This window comes from Gordonia sp. NPDC058843, assembly GCF_042743165.1.
Taxonomy (GTDB): domain Bacteria; phylum Actinomycetota; class Actinomycetes; order Mycobacteriales; family Mycobacteriaceae; genus Gordonia.
In genome coordinates, this window is the sequence record NZ_JBHYNC010000053.1 from 26,831 (window position 1) to 34,308 (window position 7,478).

Genomic DNA, 7,478 nt, shown 5'->3' on the forward strand with positions numbered 1-7,478 from the left:
CATGGAGAACCTACTAACGGAGCACACGCGTGTCCAACGTCACGCCTCGGATCAAACCCGATCGACCGCGTTGTCGCACAGGCCGGCGAGTTCGGCGATGACGCGATCGAGGGGCTCGACGCTGCGTCGTGTCTGGCAGAGTCCGACCGCTCCCTCGACCGCCGCGATGACGAGGTTGGCCAGTGAATCGGCGCGATCGCTGTCGACGCCGTCGACCACCAGGCGGGCGGTGACCAGGTCGGCCCACCGCTGCAGGATCTCGGCGGACGCGTCCGCCACCGCGGGCTCACTACGGCGTGCGAGCCCGCCGGCGAGCACCGGGCAGCCGAACTGGAAATCGGTGTTGACCAGCAGACGCCGCCACACACCACCGATCTCACGCACCGTGTCGGCCGGTGTCATCGTGGTCGGACGACCGATGCGCTCGGCGATGAACTCGCCGGCATAGCGGACCGCCTCGGTCATCAGCTGGGTCTTGCCACCCGGGAAGTGGTGGTAGATGGACCCGCGCGGGGCAGAACTCGCCGAGATGACGTCGCCGATGGAGGTCGCGGCGACACCGTCGCGGCCGATCAGATCTGCCGCGTGCACGACCATGCGTTCGCGCGGGCCGCGGTCGTCCGCGCCCGTGACGACGGACTCGGCGGGATGTGACGCCATGCAGCAACAACTCCTATGCCGACCCTCATACAACCGATGTCCTGGGCCAGCATACAGAGCATCGCCCGAGGTCATCAGGCCCGCGCGAAACCACCTCCGGTATGCAGGCCTTCATAATCACTCGCGAGTATGCAACCATGCATAGTCATGACGACCACGACCGACACCCAGACCGATCCCACCGCCATGTCCGGCCTCGAACTCCTGCGCGCCTGGCAAGCCGGCGGCGCCGGGTCCGACCGTCCCAGCATCGGACGACTGCTCGGCATGGTGCCCAAACAGATCGACGAGGGTTCGGTGACCTTCGCCGTGACGCCGCAACCCGACTTCGCCAACCCCCTCGGCACCGTCCACGGCGGGATCTGCGCAACGCTGCTCGACTCGGTCATGGGCTGCGCGGTGCACACCACCCTGCCCGCCGGTGTCGGCTACACGACGCTGGAACTGAAGGTGAACTACATCCGCTCGGTCGCCGTCGACGCCGGCGAACTGACCGGCGTGGGCACCGTCATCCACGCCGGCCGCACCACCGCGACCGCCGAGGGCAAGGTGTTCTCCTCCGACGGCAAGCTCGTCGCCCACGGGACGACCACCTGCATCGTGTTCCGCTGAGCGCAGTCCCGCGAGCGGCCTCTGATCAGCCCTTGACGAAGCTGACCCGCGTGCCGGCATCCTCGGTGTCGGTGGCGACGATCGAGTCGTCGGAGATCTCGACGCTCCACACGTTGTCCGTGCAGTTTCCGTAGGTCACGGTTGCATCCACGAGCAACCGGTCGCCCTGCCGCTGGGTCTCGGTCCACGAGGCGCCACATCGGCCGGGGATGTCGACCATCGCGCGGAGTGGGTCGGTGGACATCACCATGAGCGTCGCCGGTTGGCGCTCGCCGACCGACTGCCATGAGCCGCGCCAGGTCTCCACCGACGGGGGCTGCACCGGAAGCGACGTAGCCTCGTCCGACTCTGACTCCGACTCCCGCGCCTCGGTCACCGTCGTCACCGCTGCCGTGGTGTCTGGTGACGTGGTGTCCGATGACGTGTCGGCATCGCTCCCGCACCCGGCGGTCGTCAACACCGCCGCCAGTGCCAAGACGCCGAACAGACCTGTCCGCCTCATGTGCCCTCCCCAGCCTCGATGGGGAGAACCCTAGCCCGCCTGCGGAACAGTCGTTGTGCGCGGACGGTCAGTCGTTTCGCGCCGCCGCGATGATCCCGGCGATGTCCTCGTCCCTCATCCCGAAACCAACCAGCCGACCGAGCGGGATCGACCCGAGCATTCGTGCCATGTCCACGCCCAGGGCGTCGTTCCCGGCACTCATCAAGGGGCTGTTTGCGGCCAGGTCCGCGAGAGCCTGCGCCGCAGCCGGATTCGCGAGGACCTCCCCGAGCGTCGAGTTCTCGCTTATCGGGAGATCGACCTCGTCGCCCTCGATCTCGACCGTCGTGGTCAACCGGATGTCGCGGCTCGATGCGCCGGCATGGACCGCGTACTCACCCGGTTCGACGACCCAGCGATCGACGCGTGTGTCCCAGTACGCGAGATCGTTCCGATCGATGGTCAGCGAAACAGATTGCGACTCACCGGCCTCGAGTTCGATGGTCGGTGCAAAGGTCTTCAACTCACGCGGCGGTCGGCCGACCCCGGAGTCCGCCTTCGATGTGTAGATCTGGACGATGTCGCGGCCGGTCCGCGATCCGGTGTTGCTGACCGTCACCTCGACGTCGACACCCTCGTCCCCCGGTTCGCGTCGTGTGACAGACAGATTCGAGTACTCGAACGTCGTGTACGACAACCCGTGTCCGAACGGATACGTGACCTCGAGGTCCCGCGCGTCGTACCAGCGATAGCCGACGTAGATGCCCTCGCCGTACCTGATGTGGGAATTCTCGTTCGGGAAGTTCAGGTACGCGGGTGTGTCCTGCAGCCTGACCGGCACGGTCTCGGTGAGCCGTCCCGACGGGTTGACCGCACCGAACAGCACGTCGGCGATGGCACCGCCCCCGGCCTGCCCGAGAAGCGCACCGTCGAGGATCGCGGGCGCAGTGGCGATCGCGCCGAGGCGAAGGACCCCGCCGTGGGCGAGCACGACCACCGTCCGGGGTTGCACCGCCACAATCGCGGTCAGCAGCTCGACCTGATCCGCGGGCAGTTCGATGTCGTCGCGGTCGAAGCCTTCCGACTCCTGTGACGCCGCCAGTCCCAGGAACAGCACGGCGACATCGGCGTCCGCCGCCGCGGCGATCGCGTCGGCCGAATCCACGCGCGAACCGTCAGTGGCGAAACCCTCGACGTAGGTCACGCTGTGGCCTGCTGCCCGGATCTCGTCCACCGGAACATCGAGGCGCGTCGGGTTCACGTGGGAACTGCCGCCGCCCTGATACCGGGGTTCGTGCGCGAACGCTCCGACGACCGCGACGGATCGGGCCGGATCCAACGGGAGCAGGTCATCGTCGTTCTTCAGCAACACGACGGATCGTGCGGCCGCCTCCCGGGCGAGGCGATGGTGGGCATCGAGGTCGGCGACTGCCTGGTCCGTGCCGCCCGCACCGGTCCGTTCGGCGAGTTTCCGAACCGCCCGGGCCGATCGGTCCACGGCCGACTCGTCGAGGCTTCCGTTCTCGACGGCGTCGACGACCTGCGCATCGGTCCTGCCCCCGGAGCCGGGCATCTCGAGGTCCAGGCCGGCCGCGACCGCACGAACGCGATCGACGACGGCGCCCCAATCGGACACCACCACCCCGTCGTAGCCCCACTCGCCGCGCAACAGGTCGGTGAGGAGCCAGCGGTTCTCCGACGCGTACGTGCCGTTGATGCGGTTGTAGGAGCACATCACGGTCCATGGAGTGGCCGAGCGGACGATGTGCGCGAAAGCGCGGAGGTAGATCTCGCGCATGGGCCGGGGGTCGACATCCGAGCTCGAACGCATTCGGTCGTCCTCGGCGTTGTTCAGCGCGAAGTGCTTGGGCGATGTCCCGACCCCGACGCTCTGCACCCCGTCGACCCACGCCGCGCCGAGCCGGCCCGTGACGAACGGATCCTCGGAGAAATACTCGAAGTTCCGGCCGCACCGGGGGTCCCGTTTGATGTTCACACCGGGACCGAGGAGGACATCGACGCCGAGGCCTCGTGCCTCTCGTCCGAGCGCTTCGCCCACCCGCCGGATCAATTCGACGTCCCAGCTCTGACCGAGACCGACAGCCGGTGGGAAGCAGGTGGCCGGCTCGCTGCCGGCGAGGCCGAGGTGGTCGGATGCGCCGGTCTGTCTCCGGACTCCGTGCGGGCCGTCGGTGAGCGTCAGCGCGGGAACCGGGCCGAGGGCTTTCGTGGTCCAGAAATCGGCGCCGCTGCCAAGCGCAGCCTTCTCGGACAAGGTCAATTCGCTCATCCCAAGACACTACCGACGCGGTGGTCTCCGACGAGCCGCCCGATCACCCGTCGAGGTAGCGGTCGCGGAGTGCCCGCTGGTCGTCCGCACCGAGGCCCAACGCCTTGCTGAAATAGCCCTCGATCCCGCCGAACCGAGTGTGTACCTCGTCGAAGGCCGCGTCGAGGTAGCCGGAGTCGACGCCGAGTACGCCGACGAGGAGGTCGGGATCGCCCCCGGCGGCGGCGAACCCGTCGAAGATGTGCTTGAGCGAGGGGATCAGACGCTCATTGGTGAGGAGGTAGTCGCGATAGACGTCGTCCGCCGGCACCCCCAACAGCGTCAGGAGAGATGCCGCAGCCCAACCGGTTCGGTCCTTGCCGGTGGTGCAATGCACCAAGGCCGGTGTCGGCGCCTCGCCGAGCAGGCCGCGAAAGAACCGGGTATAGGCCGCCGTCGCACTGGGGAGGGTGATCATCTCGCGATAGGTCCCGGAGATCATCTCGCGCGCCTTGCCGCCGGACAGCATCTCGTCGGCCTGCGCGACGACGGCCGGATCGGCGAGAACCGCTCCGATGTTGGCGGGTATCGACATCTGCGCATCGGCGAGGACATCGAGCGCGATGTTCGACGCACCGGGGAGAACCGGGTCCGGAATGGCTTCGCTCTCGTGCGCCGACCTGAGGTCGTACACGGTGGTCAGACCGAGCGCCTCCAGCGCCGGTACGTCGGCGGTGTCGAGGGCGGAGAAGTCCGTCGAACGGAACAGCACGCCGGATCGGACCGCACGGCCGTCGACGGTGCGCCAGCCACCGAGATCGCGCAGGTTCGGCAGGCTCGGGACGGGGCTCGGCGCACCGGGGGTCGCAGTCACGGTGCCATCGTGACAGATCTTTGGCCGGTCAGTCGGTGAGCGCGCGTTCGAGCATCGGCCACGACTTCACGAGCTGATCCTGCCAGTACGGCCAGGCATGTGTACCAGGTGCATAGTCGACGGTCGCAGGGATTCCGAGCTGCTTGAGCCGACGGTCGAGATTGAGGGTGCACTGGTGGGTGGCGGCCTCGATGGCGCCGCCGACCGCGATCTGGTCGAGGTAGATGGTGGTCTGGCCGTCGATCCCCTGGCTCTGCAACCGGTCGTGGGGTCCGGGGACCCCGGTGCCGGTGCTGATGTAGATGGCTTTGCCGCGCAGCTTGTAGGCATTGACGACCGGGTCGTGCGCACGCCACCCCGGTGACCCGACCGGGCCCCAGATGTTGGCGATGTCGCCCCCTCCACGTCCTTCGACCACCGCGCGGATCGCGAGCCGGCCCAGGTTCGTGCTCGTTTCCGCACACCCGCTGTACGACGCGACCGCCCGATAGAGGTCGGGGGCGGACTCGGCCAGACTCAACGACGACGTGCCCGCCATGGAGGTTCCCGCTATCGCATTCACGCCGCTCGTGTTCAATTTCTCGTCGATCAACGGCGGCAATTCGCTGGTCAGGAAGGTCGTCCATTTGTTTCGCCCGAGAACCGGGTCGACTTTCACCCAATCGGTGTAATAGCTGTACGCGCCGCGCATCGGCACCACGACATTGACATTCTTGTCAGCCACGAAATCGACGATGTCGGTCTGCTCGAACCAGTGCCCGGTGCCCTCTCCGCCACCGGCACCGTTCAGCAGGTACAACGTGGGACGGGGCACCGATCGGTCTGCGGGCATGAGCACCCGTACCGGCACATCTCTTTTCATCGACGGCGAATGCACCGACAGATCGAGGACCCGACCCTCGGCGACCGCGCGGGCCAGCGCCTGCGTCCGAGCCGTACCGTCTTCCGGCTGCGCGAATGCGAACGATGGAATGCCCAGCGCAACAACGAGTGCGACGATCGAAACCGTGGTGGCGAACAGGCGTCGGCGGAGTTCACGATCCGCTCCGGACATCACAGTCCCTTCACAACACAACAACCGCGCCGTCGTCTCGACAACGGAATTCACACGTGCAGATATCGATCCGAATACGTTTCACCATACGCATCGGGGAGAACCCCGTCCGCAATACTCGGCCCGCCGCTATCTCCGTTCATCTCGCGCTCCAGCCCGATATAACCAGGATTGGATTCGATTTCACGATGCCAAATGTCGGCCGAGTGCGCCGCCGCGCGCCTGAGCTGCGAATCTCCTTCGGCAGCCCCCATTCGGGGCGAACGGCCCCGCCTGGAATCCCCGGAGGACTCCGCCAGGCGCACGGGCCGCCACCGCTGCCGGCCGGGAGAGATTCGGCCGATCGGACGACACCATCCGACCGGGGGTCGCTCACGGTGTCACCGATACGGGGAACAGCGTGCGCGGGTTCTGCAGCAGCGCCGGCGGGCTCACCGCCGATCGCTCCAGCGTGCCGGTCCAACGGACGCGGCGGCGATGCGGCGTGAGCGTTGCACCGCGCATCGAGAACTCGTAGTCCCCGATCAACTCCCCCAACGCCAGTACATCCGGGTCGGACGGGTCGACCACGGCGACCTCGTCCCCCGGCGCCAGGTCGGAGACGAAGGACGCCAGGACCCGTAGGTGCTTTCCGGGCCGACGTCCCGGACTCCGCTGCTTCAGCAGCGCCCGCAACCCCGCGTCGGTGCCCACCGACGCATCGACGTCGATACCGGCCTCGGTGTCCAAGCCGACGATTCGCCGACGTCGGAACTCGGCGTACCGGTCGGCGGAGGTTGCCCGGACGATCCACACAGTGCGGGTCGGCTCGTCGAGATCGTGCCTATCTGCGGCGGGCGGATCCGGCCAGAAGTAGGGCAGGGCGTCGTCGGCATCCTCGAAGGCTCGTCCGTAGAAATCGGGGGCCTTGCGATGCAGTGCTGATCGGTGACTCCGATGGACGCGGTCGTCGCCGAGCCATGCGGGCATCAGTCCCATCGCGGCCAGGTCCGACTGGGTCCGGCCCGCAACGTCGGGAGCGAACTCGGCGATCATCGGAGCGGTGCTGTCCGCACGTCCTTCGCTGGTCCACACATCAACGCAGGCGAGCCCGTACGCGACCAACGCCGGGGTGTGACCACGCCACATCGCGACCGCGGGATGGCTGGCCCAGCCGTAGTCGAAGAGTTCGAGCGCCCGCAGGATCTGCAGCGTCTCCACCCGTTGCTTGCTGAGTCGGGCCTGGTCCAGCACCTCGGCGGAGCGTCGAAAGTCGGGGTAGGGCAGGAACGTCTGCATGGCGCCCGCATACCCACTTCGGACGGGCGCTCACACGTCGGCGGACCCACAGACCTCAGAAGGGAGGCGGGTTGGCGGCGTTCCATGCGTCGATCTCGCGATGGTGGGTGGTGGTGCGGGTGGTTCGCTGGTCGGCGAGCTTGTTGCGTGCGGGGTGGTCGGGTGGGCGTCCGGGGACGAGGTAGCCGAACAGGTCGCGGCCGTTGAAGGCGTTGCCGATGAAGGTGTGTCCGGTCGGGGACTGAAAATA

General features: G+C 67.5%; 7 protein-coding genes and 1 pseudogene. 1 reads left to right on the forward strand and 7 read right to left on the reverse strand.

What is annotated here, in order from left to right; translation table 11 throughout:
- Positions 1-51 precede the first annotated feature (51 nt).
- Positions 52-660 (reverse strand): TetR/AcrR family transcriptional regulator, encoded by a 609-nt coding sequence (locus tag ACFW3F_RS22845; RefSeq protein WP_388061531.1) that lies wholly within the window; start codon positions 658-660, stop codon positions 52-54.
- 129 nt (positions 661-789) lie between these two features.
- Between ACFW3F_RS22845 and ACFW3F_RS22850 the strand changes: the two genes are divergently transcribed.
- Positions 790-1,272, forward strand: coding sequence for a PaaI family thioesterase (locus tag ACFW3F_RS22850; protein ID WP_388061533.1), 483 nt, complete (start codon positions 790-792; stop codon positions 1,270-1,272).
- A 25-nt stretch (positions 1,273-1,297) separates the two neighbouring features.
- On the opposite strand, the gene ACFW3F_RS22855 is transcribed toward ACFW3F_RS22850, so the two are convergent.
- From ACFW3F_RS22855 to ACFW3F_RS22880, 6 genes and pseudogenes are all read right to left on the reverse strand, one after another.
- Positions 1,298-1,774: a hypothetical protein gene (locus ACFW3F_RS22855; RefSeq protein ID WP_388061535.1), complete on the reverse strand. Its 477-nt coding sequence runs from the start codon at positions 1,772-1,774 to the stop codon at positions 1,298-1,300.
- 67 nt (positions 1,775-1,841) lie between these two features.
- Positions 1,842-4,043, reverse strand: coding sequence for a glycoside hydrolase family 3 C-terminal domain-containing protein (locus ACFW3F_RS22860; protein ID WP_388061537.1), 2,202 nt, complete (start codon positions 4,041-4,043; stop codon positions 1,842-1,844).
- Between the two features lie 43 nt (positions 4,044-4,086).
- Positions 4,087-4,896: a tyrosine-protein phosphatase gene (locus tag ACFW3F_RS22865; RefSeq protein ID WP_388061539.1), complete on the reverse strand. Its 810-nt coding sequence runs from the start codon at positions 4,894-4,896 to the stop codon at positions 4,087-4,089.
- Positions 4,897-4,924: 28 nt separating this feature from the next.
- Positions 4,925-5,950, reverse strand: coding sequence for an alpha/beta hydrolase (locus ACFW3F_RS22870; RefSeq protein ID WP_388061541.1), 1,026 nt, complete (start codon positions 5,948-5,950; stop codon positions 4,925-4,927).
- Positions 5,951-6,322: 372 nt separating this feature from the next.
- Positions 6,323-7,228 carry an MSMEG_6728 family protein gene (locus ACFW3F_RS22875; protein WP_388061543.1) on the reverse strand — a complete coding sequence of 302 codons (906 nt, stop codon included), beginning with the start codon at positions 7,226-7,228 and terminating at the stop codon, positions 6,323-6,325.
- Between the two features lie 55 nt (positions 7,229-7,283).
- Positions 7,284-7,478: pseudogene (locus ACFW3F_RS22880) on the reverse strand (HNH endonuclease); the annotation flags it as partial.

What these genes read in the sequence shown, in the direction of transcription:
- ACFW3F_RS22845 (WP_388061531.1), bottom strand. Translation starts at nt 660, where the DNA reads ATGGCGTCACATCCCGCCGAGTCCGTCGTCACGGGCGCGGACGACCGC.
- ACFW3F_RS22850 (WP_388061533.1), top strand. Translation starts at nt 790, where the DNA reads ATGCAACCATGCATAGTCATGACGACCACGACCGACACCCAGACCGAT.
- ACFW3F_RS22855 (WP_388061535.1), bottom strand. Translation starts at nt 1,774, where the DNA reads ATGAGGCGGACAGGTCTGTTCGGCGTCTTGGCACTGGCGGCGGTGTTG.
- ACFW3F_RS22860 (WP_388061537.1), bottom strand. Translation starts at nt 4,043, where the DNA reads ATGAGCGAATTGACCTTGTCCGAGAAGGCTGCGCTTGGCAGCGGCGCC.
- ACFW3F_RS22870 (WP_388061541.1), bottom strand. Translation starts at nt 5,950, where the DNA reads ATGTCCGGAGCGGATCGTGAACTCCGCCGACGCCTGTTCGCCACCACG.
- ACFW3F_RS22875 (WP_388061543.1), bottom strand. Translation starts at nt 7,228, where the DNA reads ATGCAGACGTTCCTGCCCTACCCCGACTTTCGACGCTCCGCCGAGGTG.